12 protein-coding genes are annotated in these 18,293 nt (G+C 53.4%); 2 read left to right on the top strand and 10 right to left on the bottom strand.

Going from position 1 to position 18,293, the window contains the following annotated elements:
• Window positions 1–85 precede the first annotated feature (85 nt).
• The gene (locus QET93_RS11020; RefSeq protein WP_280132414.1) at window positions 86–2,650 is read right to left on the bottom strand and encodes an alpha-N-acetylglucosaminidase; all 2,565 of its coding nucleotides are present in this window, start codon (window positions 2,648–2,650) and stop codon (window positions 86–88) included.
• A 172-nt stretch (window positions 2,651–2,822) separates the two neighbouring features.
• On the opposite strand from QET93_RS11020, the gene QET93_RS11015 reads away from it, so the two are divergent.
• The gene (locus QET93_RS11015) at window positions 2,823–3,896 is read left to right on the top strand and encodes an endonuclease/exonuclease/phosphatase family protein (protein ID WP_322189987.1); all 1,074 of its coding nucleotides are present in this window, start codon (window positions 2,823–2,825) and stop codon (window positions 3,894–3,896) included.
• A 110-nt stretch (window positions 3,897–4,006) separates the two neighbouring features.
• Here QET93_RS11015 and QET93_RS11010 read toward each other — a convergent pair whose 3' ends face one another.
• The 9 genes from QET93_RS11010 to pgsA all read right to left on the bottom strand — a co-directional run bounded on the left by QET93_RS11010 (window position 4,007) and on the right by pgsA (window position 16,326).
• Complete coding sequence (locus tag QET93_RS11010) at window positions 4,007–5,332, bottom strand: hypothetical protein (protein ID WP_280132416.1); 1,326 nt, start codon at window positions 5,330–5,332, stop codon at window positions 4,007–4,009.
• Between the two features lie 111 nt (window positions 5,333–5,443).
• Window positions 5,444–5,902, bottom strand: a complete 459-nt coding sequence (locus QET93_RS11005; protein WP_280127184.1) for a hypothetical protein — start codon at window positions 5,900–5,902, stop codon at window positions 5,444–5,446.
• 29 nt (window positions 5,903–5,931) lie between these two features.
• A complete protein-coding gene (locus QET93_RS11000; RefSeq protein WP_280132417.1) occupies window positions 5,932–7,410 on the bottom strand; it encodes a hypothetical protein in 1,479 nt (492 codons plus the stop codon).
• Window positions 7,404–8,408, bottom strand: coding sequence for a phosphotransferase (locus QET93_RS10995; RefSeq protein WP_280132418.1), 1,005 nt, complete (start codon window positions 8,406–8,408; stop codon window positions 7,404–7,406). Before QET93_RS10995 ends, QET93_RS11000 begins: the two co-directional genes overlap by 7 nt.
• Before the next feature lie 45 nt (window positions 8,409–8,453).
• Window positions 8,454–9,665 carry a hypothetical protein gene (locus QET93_RS10990; protein ID WP_280132419.1) on the bottom strand — a complete coding sequence of 404 codons (1,212 nt, stop codon included), beginning with the start codon at window positions 9,663–9,665 and terminating at the stop codon, window positions 8,454–8,456.
• Window positions 9,666–9,709: 44 nt separating this feature from the next.
• The gene (locus QET93_RS10985; protein ID WP_322189986.1) at window positions 9,710–13,240 is read right to left on the bottom strand and encodes a serine/threonine-protein kinase; all 3,531 of its coding nucleotides are present in this window, start codon (window positions 13,238–13,240) and stop codon (window positions 9,710–9,712) included.
• Between the two features lie 89 nt (window positions 13,241–13,329).
• Complete coding sequence (locus QET93_RS10980) at window positions 13,330–13,923, bottom strand: sigma-70 family RNA polymerase sigma factor (RefSeq protein WP_280132421.1); 594 nt, start codon at window positions 13,921–13,923, stop codon at window positions 13,330–13,332.
• A 73-nt stretch (window positions 13,924–13,996) separates the two neighbouring features.
• Entirely contained in the window at window positions 13,997–15,715 is a 1,719-nt protein-coding gene (locus QET93_RS10975; RefSeq protein WP_280132422.1) for a hypothetical protein, read from the bottom strand.
• The gene (gene pgsA, locus QET93_RS10970; protein WP_280132423.1) at window positions 15,712–16,326 is read right to left on the bottom strand and encodes a CDP-diacylglycerol--glycerol-3-phosphate 3-phosphatidyltransferase; all 615 of its coding nucleotides are present in this window, start codon (window positions 16,324–16,326) and stop codon (window positions 15,712–15,714) included. The genes QET93_RS10975 and pgsA overlap by 4 nt, the downstream gene beginning before the upstream one ends.
• A gap of 155 nt (window positions 16,327–16,481) precedes the next feature.
• On the opposite strand from pgsA, the gene QET93_RS10965 reads away from it, so the two are divergent.
• A complete protein-coding gene (locus QET93_RS10965) occupies window positions 16,482–18,134 on the top strand; it encodes a fumarate hydratase (protein ID WP_345786083.1) in 1,653 nt (550 codons plus the stop codon).
• The last annotated feature ends 159 nt before the right edge of the window (window positions 18,135–18,293 follow it).

The following is an 18,293-nucleotide window of genomic DNA, read 5'->3' as shown; positions in this document are numbered from 1 at the left end:
AAGAAGAAGCAAAAGAGAAGTCGCAAGAAAGGGGGCCGTCTTTCCGGGTGGAAGGACGGCCCCTGATATTGAGGATGGTGGCGGGTTAGTTGTCGAAGATGAAGACCCCGGAAGAATCCGTGCCGCTGGCTCCTTTGACCTCGGCTTTGATGGTGTACGAATCGAGGTTGGTTCTCAGTTTTTCAACAGGCAGGGTGTAAGTATTCCGCTTGTTTTCGATCCCGGTCCATCCCGGATGTTCGTCTACGGCAACGATCTTGCTGCCTTCGTACAGGGTAACTTTGCTGATTTCGAGAGCGCTGTTACCGCTTTTCCACAGGAATGTCGCTTTGTAAGTTCCCGGAGCGGTGATGATGTCCGAGACATCGAATGTCAGAGTCGTGGCTCCGTCTTTCAATGTCCATTTGGGCGCATTGTGGAGTTTGGAGTAGCTTTTGGCAAGTCGACGGGCGGGTTTTTCGAATTTGTCGAAAACCTGTTGAGCTATTTGAGCCAGATTTCCTTTCGGTTTGGAGGAGTAGGATGCGGGCTGTTTTTCCCATCCGAGCTCGAATTCGTGGTCGCGGGTTCTGAAATCGCCGTCCACGGCCTTTTTGTCCAGTTTGCCTTCCAACCCCTGGCGATAGGAATCGAAGAAGAGTTGCCACCGTTTTCCGTAGAAATCCTTCATCAAGCCTGCCAGCTGGCGATGGGAATAGTCGTTGAGCCCGTCGATGTGACCGCTCCAGGTTGTGACGAGGCGTTTGCATGCCATAGCCATATTGTTTTTTTCTTCCGGTGTCCGGCCTTTGGCGATGGCTCGTTCGTACATTTGCCCGAATCGCCACTGCGGGTAAGTACCGAGGAGTTGATCCGTGTTGTTGATCAAATCCAGGAAGAGAGAAGCTTTGGCTTCAAATTCTTTTTTGTCGCCGGAGTCATAAGCCTGCATGGCTTCTGCCAGCAGAGGTCTTGCCATATCGGAAATCATTTGGCGGAGAATATCGACGAGATCGTAGCGGAAGGTTTCCTGGCGCAGGAGTTCGGGATTTTCTCTGGCCGCCTGCAGATAGGCGGCCGCGGCGTTGATAACGTCTTCCGTATTGTAATAGATCTGTCCCGAAGACCATGTCGAAGCTTTTTGAACATTGCGGCCGGGGCGGGCGCAAAGGATTGATTCCGTACAACCTTCCTGCATGCGCTGGGGGGAATAGACGGAACGTTCCAGAAGTTGCAGCCCTTTCAGGACAGGCTCCGGAGCGCTGCCGTAACGGTTTTGGGCATAGGTCTTCATCCATGAGGAAATTTCATCGGCTGTCTGCACTTGTTCTTTGGGGGACCACAAGCGTTGGAAGAAGAACTCGTAGTACATCGGGTTGGTTTCGACGCCTTCCGAGATTAGGCCGAGCCCTTGCAGGTTATCCTTGTTGGCAAACTGCTGCATGGCGCCGAGAGATGCGATTTTTTTCAGGCTGCCGTAAAGTCCGTGATTGCCACCGAAGTTGAGAAGTTCCGTCCATATCCACGGTGCATTCTTGTAGGCATTGGTGGAACCTTCCCGGAAAGGGGAGCTCATATCGCGGTCCAGCGCAAGAACGAGGACGTATTTTTGATTCAGGCCATCCATCAGTTCCTTGCGGGGATTGCCACCCCATGCCTGGAGGAGCCAGATACTTTGCGGGCAGGAGGCATGCATGCTTTTCTGGACGGCTGTCGCGGCATTTTGAATGTCAACTCCACCGGAATTGCCTCCTTCGTGGAAGAGGTCTCCACCCAGGGCTTTGGGGGAGATACCGTACACTTTTTGCAGGTTTTTGTACCAGATGGAGGCAACTTTGGCGAATGCCGGGCAAGTGGGGTCGAGAACGATGGGACGCGTCTGTCCGCACCATTCTCCCTGGGGAATATAATGAGCGTCTTTCCCATGGAGGTACTGCTCCAGGTCGTGGGGGACGAGTCCGACAAAGCCTTGCAATACGGGCGTCATTCCATAGGATTCCATGGCGGAGACGATAGCTTTGCCGAGCTGGGCCTCACGATCAATGACATCCTGGCTGATGGGGCCGCTCATGCCTTCCAGATTGCCCATATTCCACCAGGCGGCTGCGGACGGATTCGGGATGAAAGCTCTGATTTTATCCTCAGGATAGCCTAGATCGCGCAGAGTGAGCTGCCAAACTTTTTCCAGTCCGGCCTGGACGAGAGCTATATTGACGCCGTTGAGAGCCATTCGGTCGATTTCCGCCTGCCATTCCTTCGGCCCCCAGAAGCCCATGGTGTAGGAGAGCGTGCAGTAATTGTAAGCGTAGCGCCATTTCCACGGGCTTTTGACCTCGATGGGGGTTTGTGGCATAATGGCCTTGTTCGGGATGTCCATCCTGTTGCCGTTCCACGACCAGTGGACTCCGAGGACATGACGGAGGTAGTAGCCGTATCCGGCAGTCAGTTCGTTGACATTGCCGGCGGTGATGGAAACGAATCCTCCGGTGGATGGAGTGATTCTGAATCCATTCATGGAAGGATCGATTTGTAACTTGAATTGCTTGACCAATTGCGGTGTTGTGCGGGCAATGAGTGCAGAGACGGAGGCGGGAACGGCGGCTGCGGAAGCTATGACCGGAGTGACTGCGGAAGCCGCAAGAAAACATGAAGTAAGCAGGGAATAAGACATAAAAGAGCTTTCGCTGGGATAATCTGCCCTATATATGGGCAAAAGTTGCTCTGTCTGCAATGTCAATCTGGAAGGATGGCGGTCATACTGCCGTGAATGGGGTTGTGTTGTTTCTTCCGAATCTGTAGAACTGGGGGAAGGAAGGGATTCTGGAGTCCTGAGAGCTGATGAGATGATGTTGTCCCCAAACCACCGCAAGAAACCGGGTCGACGGAGGAAACTCCGGGCGGACTTGTCTACGATTGTCTTTCTGATTCTTGCCTTGATTGTTCTTCCGTTCTACCTGGAAGACAGCAGTTCCGGCTGGACGGAAGAGACTCCGCCTGTTTCAGGTGTGCTCCGGGAGGATTCTCCCAAAACAACTCCGGTGCGAAGGAACGGATCCGGGCATTCATCGCGAAAGGCGGTGGCGGGAAAAAACAGCCCCGTCCGCTTCCTTCACATGAATGTTCAGAATTACTTTGTAGCCGGGGAACCGGTAAGAAGCCGGTATAAGATTTCCGAGAAACCGGATGTTGCCCGGGATGCCGTTGCATCCGTGATTGCTTCTGCGGAACCGGATATTGTGGGATTGTGCGAAATCGGCGGAAGTCATGCTTTGGAGGATTTGAAAAAACGCCTGGAGGCCCGGGGCAGGGAATACCCGTATGCTGTTGTTCTGGAACGTCCCGGCGAACCGCGCGGCCTGGGGGTGTTGTCTGTCTATCCCATCACGAAGAATGATTCCCGGCGTGACGTGCCGTTGCCTGGCGGCGGCGGTACGGGAGGCATGATGCTCCGCGGAATTCTGGATGTGGTGGTTCGAGTGGATGATGGGCGGGAATTCCGGATTTTGGAAGTACATCTCAAATCAAAATTTAATGAAGACGACAGGGCTTTGGCGTTACGCCGGAGAGAGGCGATGGCTTTGCGCCTGTATCTTGACTCGATCATGAAGGGTGATTCGGATGAACCGGTTGTCGTTGCCGGGGATTTCAACGACGGCACGGCGGAAGCAGCTGTTTATCTGGTCCGCGGGTCTCAAAACAGTCCGTCCGGCATGCAGCTTTTGAAACCCGTCGATTCCCGAGGGACGTCATGGACGATATTCCATGACGAAGGTGATAGTTACCATGCCTATGATCATATCCTGATCAACAAGGTCCAGAAGAAACGAATGGGGCGTTCCGGTTCCCTGGGGATTGTCGATATCCCGGAATCTGCGGAGGCAAGCGACCATCGCGCCATCTGGGTCGATTTGCGTTGAAAGCATATCATTGTCCGAGGATTGGGATCAGAAAAAACCGGACTGCCTCCCATGATGAGGTGCAGCCCGGTTCGCCGGTAGTAGTGTTGGCGCTGTTGAGAGAAAATTGATCAGTCTCCGAAGAAGTCGTCGTCGGCCTTTTTGGGTGGGGTAGCTCCGGATTTTCCTGGATCGTCCTGCTTGGTCTCCTGGCCAGTGATTTCGACCGGGGGCTTGGGCTGCTGGGCGGGAGCCGGAGCCTCCGAAACTTCATCGGTGATTTCCACCACCTTCGGAGCAGATGGCTTGCCCGCATTTTTGGAGGTTTCGGACGAAGGTGCATTTCTGGGTGGAAGAGGACCGTCGTAAACGAAATCGGAATCGTCATGCTTCGGTATCTGCCGGGGGACAGGTGGCGTTGAAGGCACTGAAGCAGAGGAAGAATTGCCGGAGGTCATGGCTAAAGAATCGGTTTCTCCATCTGTATTTTCTCCGGAAAGGATAGCAGTCAGTTCTTGGATTTTATTATTCTGTTCCCGTGTATCTTTGATTGCCCGGATCATGGAAAGCATATTGGAGCTGGCTGTTGCTTCGTCGCCTATTTTGTAACAATCCACTTCGCAGTTCCATCTCAGTGAATTGATAGCTTTCATGGATGCTTCGGCGATGTCGTTTTTGGCCGGAGTACCTCCCTGGGTATGCTTGGAACCGGTTGTTTTCTTCCTTTTGTCATCTCCAATCCCCAGGAAGGTTGCTGCTTCTTCCTCTTTGGTGTTGGAGAAGGCCAGTTCGAGTGAGATCCTCTTGTTCCATGCACTTCTCAATCCCGAGATGTTGGCGGCATTACGGTATTGCGGAAAAATGATCTGTTCAAAGACTGCATTGACGTCGAAAATGGACGTGGGCCATCTGGCTGCCTGGATACCGTTGACCTTTAAAACACGTCCAACGGGACCGCTCAGGATACTGCCCTGCATGTCTCCCCGGAATTTCTTCAAATCCTTATAGTCTGCAGCAATTGTATTGAGCATGCTCAATGCCTGGCTGGAATATTGGGAGAAGTCGGGGTTCTCGGATTTGTTTTTAGCTGCCTGAAGGGTGAGAACGGCCCATTGGCACTGGTATTTCAGAATGCGCTTGAAAGCGGAACTGGTAAGCCGGTCTTTGTTTTTGTCCTTCCATTCTCTCCAGTCTTTGTCTTTCCTCTCTTTGTCCTCGAAGTTGATTTTCTTGTAGGATTTTTCGTAGAGGTCGGATGCTGCGTTTTCATCTATGGCGGCAGCGGCGAGTACTTTCAACGCCTCTCGGACATTTTTGTCTTCGGCGGATTCATTCCCCTGGAGAATATTTTCCAGAGTATCAAGGAGTTTTTGCTTATCCTCTTCCGACAGGCCTTCGGCATGGACGAACCCGGAAGTGAGGAGGCAAAGCGCAAGAAGGCATGGGCCGAATTTCATAGTGTAAGATATTAGAGATATGCTCCTGTGGAAGCAAGGGGGAAATGCGGGAAGAGTGGATTATTTTCACTTCTTCCGGGGAAACGTTCGAGAGAGAACCTTAATCTCCGTTCAGCAATCTGCCCAGTGGGCAATGAGAGCATCAAGAGCCCGATCAAGCATATCTCCTACCTGCCTGTAGGCCGCCGCCCCCCTTCCGATGGGATCGGGGATGTCTTTGTTGTCCGCCCAGGCGGTGACAAGGTGCATTTTATGGATATATTCGGGGAAATGGTGTCCCAGGATGACGAGATGTTCCCGGGTAAGGCAAAGGATGTCTGTGGACTCACGAAGCATGGATTCCGTTATTTTACGGCTGGAAGGGATGGTGAGCCATGGGGCGCGTTCGAGGAGAATCTGTCGTGTTTCCCGGCTGACTGGAGCCCCGTCGCAAGCGGCTAATCCGGCCGAAGCGGCGGTCCATTCGGGATACTTTGCGGTTTTTATGCGGAATAGTCCTTCTGCCATGGGACTTCTGCATGTGTTGCCCGTACAGACGAAGAGAACTTTGTGGAAGGAGGGATGTGACATGGAGAGAAGATGTCTGGAAGTGGTGGAAGTCAGCGTTTTGTCTTGTTGCCCTGATCCTCTTTTTCTTCTTGGGAACGATGGGGAATGGGGATTTCTTCCGGTTCGTGGAACTCCGGTTCCTCCATGGGCATTTCCGGAGCGTTCTCTTCCTGTTCATCCGGCTCGGCATTTTCCGAAGGCGAAACCGCGCCTGCTGGATGCGGGACGATAGCCGGTTTCACGAAGAAAGAGCAGGCGGCGACGAACAGGCAGGCGATGGTAGCAGGAATGAAGGGAAACCATTCATAATCGTGCAGGAACAAAATGATGGCTGCCAAAATCGGAATGGCAATGGAAATCCCGAGAAGGGTTTTCCTGATGGGACCGGAAAAATGCAGGGCGAAAATGGCGATAATGAGAATATCAATCAGCAGGATCCATTGTGTTAATTGACTGGATTGTGGGAAGAGCAGCGGTGGCTGTTCCGTGATGCCGGAGAGGAGATTACGAATGGTCTGGGCGGAAAGGAGGGCTTCTTTCGAGGGGCCGGTTGCAATGGTTGACGGTTCTTCCACGAGGGTACAGGCCGCTTTCTTGAGGAGTTTGGAGACTGCTGTTTTCTCCATGGTGAGGGAATTCCGGGGGAGTCCGTCAATGGTGATGATATCGGCCAGGCTGATCGGAATGCCATTGGTATCCGGTCTGAGGCGGATGCGGCCTGCCGTGTCGATAGGAATGTTCTTTTTGTCGCCTAAACGAAGTTGCCCTCCCAGGTGGACATGGATGTCTTCCAGCTTCAGGTTCAAGACATCCAGGGCCGCCATTAGAGGCAGAGTGGGGAGAACGGCTTCTCCCCAGCGGACAAACAACGGGGATGACTTGCCTCCTGCCCCCATTTCTCGGAACAGGGCATCGTTTTCAATGACCGAGGGTACGCTCCATTTCTGGATCGGAAGCTGAGGAGTTTCTCCGACGAGTTTGTTGGCCGGTGGTAGCTGACTGGTGGATCCGGCTATTTGTCCGGGCTTGATAATGAGTGATTTCCAATTCTCGGGCAGAGCTTCTTCCCGGGCGGACAGGGTAAGTGCCCGACCGACTGCCAGGGTCTTGTACGACGCCAGCTCATGCATGACGGCGTCTTTGACAAAGACGTCCGGGTTTTGTTCCCAGTAAAGAGGACTCATTAGCGCAAGTTTGCCGACTCCCTGGCAATGAAGCTGGTAAAAGAGCACTGCCATGTCCATGGGGGCGGGGGGGTAACTCGCAAAGGTGTCGGCGACGGCATCCTTGTAGAGGGTGACGACAGGGACTTCAGGCGGGGTGTCGTAGTCGAACGGGGTTGCCTTGTAATTACCCTGCTTATCGAGGCCATCCATGCGCAGATTGATGTAATCTCCTCCATACATCCATTGGATGGGAGCCTGGTACATCCATGCATGCATGGAATCCGAGAAGTACCCGGCCAGGAGGCTGATGCCGATGGCTACGTGGAAGATAGCCAGATAAATAAATGAACGGAAACTTAGCATGAAGGCAGATGGTCGTATGCTGAGTGAATGGCCGGGACAAGCAGGTGCTCCAGCGGCGAAGATTGGGAGAGTTCCCTGAGAATGTCAAGAGCTGGCTTTAACTGGGCCGCATACCATGGGTGTCCGGCGAGACCGTAACGGGCGAAGGCTGCCGTGGCTTGCATGATTCTTTGCAAGGCGCACAGTTGGAGAAGAGTTCGGTTGACTGAGGCGCCCGTGATGCGTTCCCAGTGCGAGAGAAGGATATCCCTCTCGTTTGCGGAAAGTCCGGCGTAGGGATCGTAAATGAGGGAAGCAAGGTCGTATTCCGCCAAGCCATACCGCATTCCTTGAAAGTCGATGAGCCAGGCCTTGCCATGGATGATGTGAATATTCTGCGACTGGAAATCGCGATGGATCAAACAGCGGGGGAGGGAGGCCAGGTCTTCGGCTAATTGACGTCTGGCCGGGTTCTCGAGAAAGAAAGAGGGATTTTGTCCGCACATGGAGGCGATGACATGTTCGGCAAAGTATTCCTGTTCCCAAAGGTAGAGAGATGCATCGAAGGGCTGCTGGAGGGTAGGGACTGCGGCTGCATCCAGACTGTGCAGGAGATGAACCTGTTCCATGGCTGAACCATAAGCGGCCGATTTTGTTGCCCAATGGGCGGATTTGAGTCCCAGTAGGTTTTGATCGCCCAGATCTTCCGCCAAGGCGGCTCCGGAACCCGTGGGTTGTTCTGTAGCGGTCAGCAGGGCCGGTACTCTCAGACCATGCGATTTCAAGAAACGGGCTGCTGTGATGAACGCTGCGTTGTCGGGGCGAACTCCCGTCCAGTGAATGCCGATGCAGGGTGTCTGACCTTCCGGTGGGACGATGCGGACAATTGTCCTCCCGGAAGCTCCCTGGGTAATGGGGTACAAAGCCAGGCATTCCGGTGAATTCCTGTAATATGCTCCGGCCATTTCTGCAAGGATTTTTTCCGGTGCGATGGTGTCGGATGGAAGGACGGAAATCATGGATTGATGCCGGAAGTGGAAACGGCGCAGGAAGATAGGGAGAACTCAGAAAAGCTGGGTGATGATGATTTCCCCATCAAGGTCAAACCAGCCGGAACCTTTCGTGTCGATGACGAGTGTGATGTTCGAGGGAACGTTATGATCTGCCAGCGTCAACATGAAGTCTCTCCGGTTCTTGTCCTTTTGTTCGGAGGTGATTTCGGCCAGAACGCGATTGCCGGACATGAACCGGGCGTTACGGAAATCAGCCCCTCCCCGCTTGACTTTGCATTCGATGCGGTATGTTCCGGCGACTTTGACTTTGTCGCGGACATTGAGTACAAGAGGAGAGAACTCCGGTCGCAACAATTTGCCATTTAGTCGGTTGTTCTTCATGATGACGGGTTTGGCAAAATAGTTGTAGTATGCCATGGCTCCGCGTCCCATATCCGTTTTGGGATCGACCTTGACGATATTCTGGAGGGAGGAGAGCATGGCTTGTTTATTGTTATTGTCTCCTCGGGCGAGGACGAAGTAGCCGGCCATGATTTTTTGGCGCTCTTCCGGGGTAAGTCCGGGAATGGATAAACGTTGTTCGATGAGCTTTTTGGCTTCTTCCGGCTTTTTCTCATCAAAGACGAGGTGGCAGACTTTTTCGATAAAACCGAGGAAACTGCTTTCATGCTTGAAGCGGAATCCCTTGGTATCGTCTTTGTCCAGATTGCGGATTTTATCCAGTATATCGCGGCGCGTTTTGGCGACGGAGCGCGGGAAAAGGCTCAATCCTTTGTCGTATAAAGCGAGGGCTTCATCGGGAGATTTGCTTTCTTCCGCCTTCTTGAACAATTCTTCTGCCTCCTTACCATTTTTAATGGCTTTCGGAATATTGGAGAGAACGTTTTGCAGGTTTTTCAGGTTAACTCCATCCGATGAGAAGAGAAGCTGTTTATCCGGTGTGTATACCTGGATGGATGGAATGTTCCAGACATTGACGGGAGGCCTGCTCTTTTTGTCGGCTTCCTGTTCTTCCGGAGTCATGGTGCCTTTGTCGTCGTAAACGGCCCAAACGGCATCGGTCGTTGTGGTTTTAGACTTTTTTTCTACTTCTTCGACGACTTTCGGAGCCAGTTTGGACCAATCGGAACCGTTCCAGACGACAACGATGTTTTTATTTTCCTTCTTGCCTGTTTCGAGTGCGTCGGGGAAAGATGCAAGTTCCGCCTGGCAGAGAAGTGCTGTAGTTGCCAATAGGGTCAGGAATCCTTGGAAGATGTGCATATGCGGAAGGTGGTTTGTGTGAAATGATGAAAAGGAACGCCCGGCTATTTGGCGAAGATGAGGAAGTGCTTCAGATGCAGGAAGTTGGGTTCAGTGTCGTTGATGGCCTCAAACCGTATCCATTTGGCCTTGCGACCTTCTGCTGGAGCTTCGAGCCGCCATTCGGACTGCATGTTGTCCGTTTCTCCCATTGGGAACCATGTGGCTCCGTCCACGGATGTTGATACTTTTGCCTTCTTGATGCGGTCCTGCGAACCATCCGCCTTGCTGACAATGACGCCTGAGAGATTAACTGTGTTCGGAAGTTCGGCGATGACGTAAGGCTGGCTTTCCTTGTCGGTATGATTGAAGCCGCCGCATGGTTTCAACATGTCCATGTGCTCCCAAGGTCTGTCCCAGCCGCTGGTGGATGACACGCGAATCATGCCGGACGGCGGTACGAGTTTGCCTGGCAGCGGCTCGGATTTGTATGTCCTCTCTTCAGCCTTGGGTGGAGTAAGCATGAGAGCTGCCTTGGTCAAGGCTTGGAAAGCGGGAATGGAATGAGCCTGTTCAGCCGCAAAAATCGCTTTACCGTAGGCTTCCTTGAGAGATTTGGTACTCTTTTCGTCCTGAGCGGACTTGGATTGGGCGGCAGAAGCCGCAGCAACCGTGAACGCCTTGTTGAAAAGGACATCCTGCTGACCGTTGACAAATGTTTTGACCGCCCATTCCAGAACCTGTCCGAAGTTGGTGGTGTCCTTGGCATTGAGGTGGCGTGAGAAGACTGCTTCCAGGAATTGTTCCCTCCCTTGGTCTGAGTCGATGTTGGCGAGCTGGGAATCGAGGATGGAGTCGATTTTGACCGCCCACGAGGTACGGGTTCCGGCCAGGATGTCGTGGACTCCCCGGTACCATTTCAAGCGGTCTTGTTCCGGGATGGCAGCGATGAATTGCTCTTCGGCGGGCCGCAGAGCTTCCAGAGCAGCATAGCCGTTGCCTTCGTAGTAGGGCAAGGCCTCTTCTGCGTATTCAAGCCAGTCCTGGGGTGTCATTCCTCCTTTTTCGATGAGCTGTTTCTGCTGGAGTTGGCGGAAGACCGGCTGAACGGGAGAGTAGGAAATGGCTTTGTCAATGGCTTCCAAGGCTTTGTCCTTGTCTCCGGCTTGCTGCAGGGCGGAGGCCTGGCGGGCATACCGGTAGGCGTGGTCGATTGTTTTGTCGTCGCCGAATACCGTTTCCATCAGCATATACGAAGTAGGAGCCTGGGAACCGAAAATGTGGTTGTGCATCCCTCCGTCCGGACCGCCGAAACCGCCTTGCCAGTCGTTGCGTTTGGCCCGCACGGCGTAGGCGCAGTGGCCGGGCTGTCCGACCGTGTAGGTTGGCATGCCGTGTGCGGCGGCACAGAGACTGCCGAAAGTGGAAAGACCTCCGCAGACACCTCCGTGAAGTTTGGTATTTTCCGCCTGACCGTACATGTCGCGCCATGGAGCGTAGAAGAGGGGGCCTTGAATCGTGTCGCCGAAGGTATTGGTTCCCGTGTAGTCGGCAAACCAGCAGGCGTCTGTATAACGTCTCCAGGGGATATTGACGTTTTGCATGGCCCATTCGTACGATTCGTCGTCCCAAGGATGTCCGGCGACGAAGCGAATTTCCCACGGGCGGAGCTTCAGAAAGTCGGGGTGGAGACGTCCCTGCTTGTGATAAGTCTTAAAGAATTTGTAGCGGTTAAGCGGGTTGCAGACGTCATCATTCCGTTCCATGTTCTCAGCTGTAGGACCGGCGCTCCAGATGTTGGCAATGCCGGTAGCCAGAGGAAGATATGTACGGAAGTCGGGGGATTTGCCGTCAAACTTCCAGATTTCTTCCAGAACCTCAAGTCCTTTGGTCGTTTTTTCAGGGATTAATCCGGCGCCGAGGTAGAGTTCCAGCCATTCCGGATCATTGAGGAATTCTTTCATGAATGCCTGGGCTTGAGGGGAAGAACGATGGTATTTGATCAGTTCCGAAGGTGTGGTGGCATTGATCAGTTCAGCAACGGACAGGAGATGGCTGTACCGGGGATCGGCCATGGGATCGTCGCTTTTGTCGCTCATGGCTTTGATGCCGTCCAGAACCGCTTTTTGAAGGCCGGCATAGTCGCCTGACGCGATTTTGGAAAGAAATGCAGAAGGAAGGCGCGATTTGCGGATGTCGAGAGCCGGAACGGGAGGAATCGGCTTTTTAACATGTTCTATCTGGGGGACGGAGGCAGCCTTGATCTCTTGTTGTTCCGTGGCATTGTCTTGAGACGGAGCAGGGGAGACAGCTTGTGTATTTTTGGCAACGGAGGGGCCCGAAGGAACCTTGCTGACGGTATCTGCCGGTCGAGGTGTGGCCTTGACGATCTCGCCGGTGGGTGGAGCCGTGGATGTTCCGGATGTTTTGCCCGCTACTTCTTTGCTCTGCAGCATGCGGTCAAGAAGGGGAATCATGCCATTGTCGTAGGCATACCAACCGCCGCCGATCAGGGCGGCCAGAAGGATGAGTCCGGCGAGGGCTCGGGCACCGGAACCTTTTTTCTTGCTCTTCTGTCGGGAGGATGGATGCGCGGGTCTGGGAGATTTCGTTGCGGAGGAGGCTGGTTTTTTAGGAGCGGCAGAAACCCGCTGAGCGTGTTCAGGGTGCTCTATGTCCATCCCCCATGCTTCGGCGGACTGGTACCTTGTGGATAAGTCCGGAGCCATGGCCTTGTCGATTGTTGCCAGGAATGCGCGGGAGTATTCCCGTGTGAGGTCTTCCATGGAAGCCAGAGGAACGAGTGTGTCGTTGAACAGGCGGGTATCTCCTCTCTGCGGCATGGTACCGGTGAGCAGATAGTAAATAGAAGCACCAAGGCTGTACAAATCCGTCCAGGGACCGAGTTTGTTAGTAAGTCCCAGCATGAGTTCTGGTGCGACGAAGTCTTCAGTAGCCTGGGCTGCGGTCGTTTGCGGCATGTCCATGCTCCGCATGCAACCGAAGTCGATCAGGACAGGGACACCGCTGTCGGTGATCAGGATATTGACCGGCTTGATGTCACGGTGGAGTATGTTTTGGGAATGAAGGCAGGTCAGAGCATCCAGGATGCCCTTGAGGAGGATCCGGCATTGTTTTTCCGGAATCCTTTTGCCGTGTTCCTTGAAGCCGTATCTCTGCAGATTATTGGCACCGAGGTAGGGCATGGTGAAGTATGCTGTGCCGTTAGCTTCGAAGACATTGAGTATTTCGACAATATTCGGATGATGGATGGAGGCGAGCTTGCGGGCTTCTTCCAGAAAGTTTTTTTGCGTTTTGAGGAAGTTGTCTTTCGTATTGTCGGACAGGGGATGAATGGTACCGCTGACGGTATCGCGGACAGCGAATGCGCGGGGAAAATTTTCTTTGATAACGACTTGGCGTTCCGTTGACGTGTCTGTTGCCAGGTAGGTAACTCCGAACCCTCCTGCTCCAAGGATCCTTTCGATCCTGTAGGAAAGCAACATGGCTCCGGGGTTTAGATGGATGCTTGTGGAGGAAGTATCGTTGGTCATGGTTTTACCTGCTTGGAATGAGACGTGCCCAGTATCATTCATGAATCCTTCTTGTCCGCAAGCATAAACTTGAGAACAGGAGGGGATGGGCAACCGGATGCTCCTGTTTCGAATGGCGGAAGAGAAAATATTTATTGTCCGAGAAATCCGGACAGTTGTTCCTTTAACGTGTTGCGTGCCCGGAAAAGAAGGCTTTTAGTAGCGGAGACGCTGATGCCGAGAACCTGGGAGATTTCCTCATAAGAAAGATTTTCATAGCGGCGCAGCTGGATGGCGAGGGAGGCTTGTTCCGGGAGGCTGGCGATGGCATCTTCCACAGCTTGCGTGAGCTCTTTGTGTTCCAGGGAGGAATCCGGAGACGGAGCGGTGTCGATTGAGAGAATTTGGCCGTGTTCTTCCTCAATAGCATCGGCGGAAAGGACGGGTTTTCGCTTTTGGCGACGCAGTTCATTAAAAACGAGATTGCGGACGATCGTGTACATCCAAGTCGTGAATTTGGAAGAGGGCTCGTATGTGGCGGCTCCCTTCCAAATGCGGATGAAAACCTGCTGGGCGATGTCTTCCACGTCTCCTCCATGGCGCAGCATGCTGGCTACGGTGGCGTAGACGGAGTTTTGGTGACGGCGGATCAATTCTTCCATGGCCTGTGAATCCCCTCCCCGAATCCGCAACATGAGATGTGCGTCGAGGTTGTCTTCAGTAAGGCTTTCCTGTTCGTCACTCATCCGTTCGTACAATTAACACCGGAGAAGCGCTCCGGTTGCCGTTATTTGTCTTCTTTTTTCGCGTCAGACTTTCCTATTTGTCTGCGGAAAGGTCGGGGGTGGGTGCCTGGGCCGGAAGGAGGTACAGAGCTTCTATATCGTCCAGATACCGGCTGAGGGGGGTAGGTGATGACTTGGCTGGATTTCTCAGCATGTTGATGGCAGATATGTAGGAGGAAAATGTGTTGGAAAGTGTGTGCCGGGAGTTGATTTCGTACCAGTCCATGTAGTCGCGGGCCCGTATGGCCGCCTGCATGGAAAGAGCCCGGAATTTAGCCAGTTTGTCCAGTCTCTCCTGGAGGGATTTTTTATCTAAAGGTTCCTTGGTAACCCGGCTGTTTTTCAGCAGGACAATAATTTTGATGTAGTCGGTGATCAGAGGCTTGTACGTAGGAAAGCTGCGGATGTGCAGGTAACTGAGATTGTTGAGGGTGGCGGACAATTGTTCGTAAACATTCGGTATTTTGAGGGCTTCCTCCAGATTGGAAAGGGAGATGCGGGTGGAGATGCGTGTTTCCGGATCGTATTTCAGTAGGACGAGCAATTCGTCCAGTTTCTTCTCCGTATTCTGCAGGGAGAGAGCTTCCGTAACGGCCGGAGTAGCCATGGTGGAGAGTTGGAGGCTCCACCATTTATGCAACGAAGTAGGTGTGAGGTTGAGCCTGGGGAAGTTGCGCTTGATGAGGTTTTCCGGATCGTCTGATCCAAGGATGGCTTCGTTGAGAAGTCTGAACATGGCTTCTTCGCCGGCTTTCTGATTGAGCAGACAAAGAACGATGGAACCGCAGGAAGCCTTGTAGGCGAGCAGGCTGGTAGCGTCCAATTCCTTCCAGGGGTCCTTGATGGAGAGGATGGCTTTGGGAGAGAGGATTTCCCCCCGTTCAAACAAAGTGGCGTAGAGGTTGCGGTCTGCTTGGTCGTTCTTCCATTGAACGGCTTGCTCAATGCCGGTCAGGAGCCACTGGGGAAGGGAGATGCGTTCCGGGAGCCCGTCCGGGTTGATGTCGCGGAGCATGATTTCATAGAGCAACATGGTGGTGACGGCGTTGTAGAGGGCATCCAGATCAATGCCGCGTCCCACATGCAGGTTGATGTAGTAATTGGGCTTGGTTTCGATGAGGTCGATTCCCATGCGGATCGGGTTGGCCGGGGGAGGGGTTCCGGGATTTCCGTGGAGGTTGATAAAGATGTTGTCTTTCCATGTATTGGGAAGTTTCATCAGAGAGAGGAGGCCGGAGCGTATTTCATCTGCCCTGGTGCTGATAGCCGATGTCAGATTGACGTCCTTACCGCGCACGATGAACTGTTTGGATGCGGATAAACTGGTGAATGTCTGGTTGGGTTGATGAACTGGCTGGGAGTTATCCAAAGCGGCGGGGGAGATGGGCTGGGCCGTCGGGATGGCAGACATGTCTTTTTCCGGGGCTTCTTTTCCGTCGGTATCGGTTACTGCAGGGCGGGCGGGTTCAATGATTTTACCTTCTTTCGTGACTCTTGCCGGTCTGTCCGCCGGAGCATCCGATGCATCGGAAGGTACGCTTTTTTCATCAATCGGAATGTCATCCTGTTCCTTGGCATCGCTGCCGAGGGGCGGCTGCTTCCGGGAGGGAAGTTGCTCCGGAGCATTGATGACGGGCGGAGGGACTATTTTTTGCTCGTCGGCACTTCCGGGAAGTGCCGCCAGGAGGCCTAGTGCTGTGACGGCAACCGGAGCGCACCAGCCGAAGCCGGCTGCCAGAGTGGATAGGTTCATGGTTGCTGGCGTTCTCGGAAAAGGAATTTCCTGGCACCGATGCAGTAGGCGATGCCGGACCAGGCCGTCAGGATGATTGCCCCCCAGAGCAGGAGCGGGTAGAGCCAGGCATGAGAACCGGACGGGGCACAGAGTCCGGCCAGCCAGACAAGCGGAGCCGCGACATTGGGATAGGATTTTACCGTTAGATAGAGCAGGGTTCCGGTACAAAAGGCGAGCTGAAAAGCTGTTTTCCATTTGCCCGTTCGGTCGGCTGCAATAATGATACCATGTTCCTGGGCAATTTGCCGGATACCGGTGACCAGGAATTCTCTCGTAATTATTAGAATGGTGGCCCAGGCAGGGCAGGCATCGACTGATGTCAAGTAGATGAACGCGGCGGATACGGCGATTTTGTCCGCCAGTGGATCGATCAATTTACCGAATGTGGTTACCTCCTGCAATTTACGTGCCAGGTAGCCGTCCAGCCAGTCGCTGAAAGCGGCAAGGAGAAACGCGAGCAGGGCGACAGGATAACCAACTCTGTAATCGGGAGTCACGGAGATGGCAATAGTAAAAACGACAACGAGTGCGATGCGTGTCAGAGTGATGGAATTGGGGAGGTTAAGCATCGTTTCTCCTATTAGGGCGACTTTCTGTTCATCGGCAAGAATAATCTGTAGACGAACGAGGTTTTCCGGCAGATTGACCCTATGAATGGCAGGGAATCATATCTTCGTTTTTTTCCTCGAAACGGAAGAAGTTCAGGCGTATGTTGACCTCAGTTATGGCAACCCCCGAATTTCATTACCAGGAAATGTTCCCGCTGGCGAAGGACGAAGCGAAATACCGTCTTGTTACCAGCGACTATGTCAGCGTGAGCGAATTTGAAGGAAAACCTATCCTGAAGGTAGAGCCCGAAGGGCTGCGCCTGTTGGCGGCTGAGGCTTTTCACGATATTGCTTTTTTCCTGCGCGCCTCCCATTTGGAAAAAGTGGCGGCGATCCTTGACGACCCGGAAGCGAGCGCCAATGACAAAAGTGTTGCTCTTACTCTGCTTCGCAATGCGGAAGTATCCAGTGCGGGCGTTCTGCCGTTCTGCCAGGATACGGGCACGGCCAATATCGTCGGCAAGAAGGGCCAGCAGGTCTGGACGGGGTGTGACGATACGGAATATCTTTCCCATGGCGTGTACGATGCGTATACCCAGAACAATCTCCGCTATTCCCAGACGGTTGCTTTGGACATGTATAAGGAGAAGAATACCGGGACCAATCTTCCTGCTCAGATCGACGTGTTTGCCACGGAAGGCATGAAGTACAGTTTCCTCTTCGTTGCCAAAGGAGGCGGCTCTGCCAACAAGACCTATCTTTATCAGGAAACGAAGGCTCTGCTCAATCCTGCTACCCTCAAGAAATTCCTCGTGGAAAAAATGAGTACGCTTGGTACTGCCGCTTGTCCTCCCTACCACGTGGCTTTCGTCGTCGGCGGAACATCTGCCGAGCTTTGTCTCAAGACCGCCAAACTGGCCTCTACCCGCTATTACGATGAATTGCCGACTTCCGGCAACGAATTCGGCCGTGCCTTCCGCGATGTGGAACTGGAAACCGAACTGCATGAAGAAGCCAAGAAACTCGGTCTCGGAGCCCAGTTCGGAGGCAAGTGGTACGCCTTGGACGTGCGCGTTATCCGTCTGCCCCGCCACGGCGCTTCCTGTCCGGTTGGGCTGGCCGTCTCCTGCTCCGCCGACCGCAATGCCAAAGCGAAGATTACTCCTGAAGGCATTTTCCTGGAAGAACTGGAACGCAACCCCGGCCGTTTTATTCCAGAGAGACTCCGTACGGTTTCTGCCGATGCCGTCAAGATCGACCTCAATCGTCCGATGAAGGATGTCCTTGCGGAACTTTCCCAGTACCCCGTAACGACCCGCCTCAGCCTCAACGGTACGATCGTAGTAGCTCGTGACATTGCCCATGCCAAGCTCAAGGAACGCATTGATGCTGGAGAAGGCTTGCCGGATTACATCAAGGATCATCCCGTATATTACGCCGGTCCTGCCAAGACTCCCGAAAACTACGCTTCCGGTTCCTTCGGCCCGACGACGGCCGGGCGCATGGATTCCTACGTGGATCTTTTTCAGGAAAACGGCGGCTCCTTGATCATGATTGCCAAGGGTAACCGTTCCCAGGCAGTGACGGATGCATGTAAGAAGCATGGCGGTTTCTATCTCGGCTCCATCGGCGGTCCTGCTGCCATCCTTGCCAAGGATAGTATCAAGAAGGTAGAACTTCTTGAGTACCCTGAATTGGGCATGGAAGCCATTTGGAAGATTGAAGTGGAAGACTTCCCCGCCTTTATTCTTGTGGATGACAAGGGCAATGATTTCTTTGACCAGATCCGCGCCAACTGGCCTTGGGCCTGCGGTGGTTGCGGCCATTGATCCTTGCTTTCTCAGGCATAATTGATTCTCCAGAGGGGATGCGGTTTTGGCTGCATCCCCTTTTTGCGCTTGTGTGTGATGATTAGGAAAATGTTAAAAAAGTAAAATTCCCGATAGATTGATAGGAATCGTTACGTATTTCCGTGTCGGAGACCTGAA

Source organism: Akkermansia sp. N21116, assembly GCF_029854705.2.
GTDB lineage: Bacteria > Verrucomicrobiota > Verrucomicrobiia > Verrucomicrobiales > Akkermansiaceae > Akkermansia.
The sequence above is the reverse complement of the archived record's forward strand: the minus strand, read 5'-3'. Positions and strand labels throughout refer to the sequence as shown.

What these genes read in the sequence shown, in the direction of transcription:
- QET93_RS11020 (WP_280132414.1), bottom strand. Translation starts at nt 2,650, where the DNA reads ATGTCTTATTCCCTGCTTACTTCATGTTTTCTTGCGGCTTCCGCAGTC.
- QET93_RS11015 (WP_322189987.1), top strand. Translation starts at nt 2,823, where the DNA reads ATGATGTTGTCCCCAAACCACCGCAAGAAACCGGGTCGACGGAGGAAA.
- QET93_RS11010 (WP_280132416.1), bottom strand. Translation starts at nt 5,332, where the DNA reads ATGAAATTCGGCCCATGCCTTCTTGCGCTTTGCCTCCTCACTTCCGGG.
- QET93_RS11005 (WP_280127184.1), bottom strand. Translation starts at nt 5,902, where the DNA reads ATGTCACATCCCTCCTTCCACAAAGTTCTCTTCGTCTGTACGGGCAAC.
- QET93_RS11000 (WP_280132417.1), bottom strand. Translation starts at nt 7,410, where the DNA reads ATGCTAAGTTTCCGTTCATTTATTTATCTGGCTATCTTCCACGTAGCC.
- QET93_RS10995 (WP_280132418.1), bottom strand. Translation starts at nt 8,408, where the DNA reads ATGATTTCCGTCCTTCCATCCGACACCATCGCACCGGAAAAAATCCTT.
- QET93_RS10990 (WP_280132419.1), bottom strand. Translation starts at nt 9,665, where the DNA reads ATGCACATCTTCCAAGGATTCCTGACCCTATTGGCAACTACAGCACTT.
- QET93_RS10985 (WP_322189986.1), bottom strand. Translation starts at nt 13,240, where the DNA reads ATGAATGATACTGGGCACGTCTCATTCCAAGCAGGTAAAACCATGACC.
- QET93_RS10980 (WP_280132421.1), bottom strand. Translation starts at nt 13,923, where the DNA reads ATGAGTGACGAACAGGAAAGCCTTACTGAAGACAACCTCGACGCACAT.
- QET93_RS10975 (WP_280132422.1), bottom strand. Translation starts at nt 15,715, where the DNA reads ATGAACCTATCCACTCTGGCAGCCGGCTTCGGCTGGTGCGCTCCGGTT.
- pgsA (WP_280132423.1), bottom strand. Translation starts at nt 16,326, where the DNA reads ATGCTTAACCTCCCCAATTCCATCACTCTGACACGCATCGCACTCGTT.
- QET93_RS10965 (WP_345786083.1), top strand. Translation starts at nt 16,482, where the DNA reads ATGGCAACCCCCGAATTTCATTACCAGGAAATGTTCCCGCTGGCGAAG.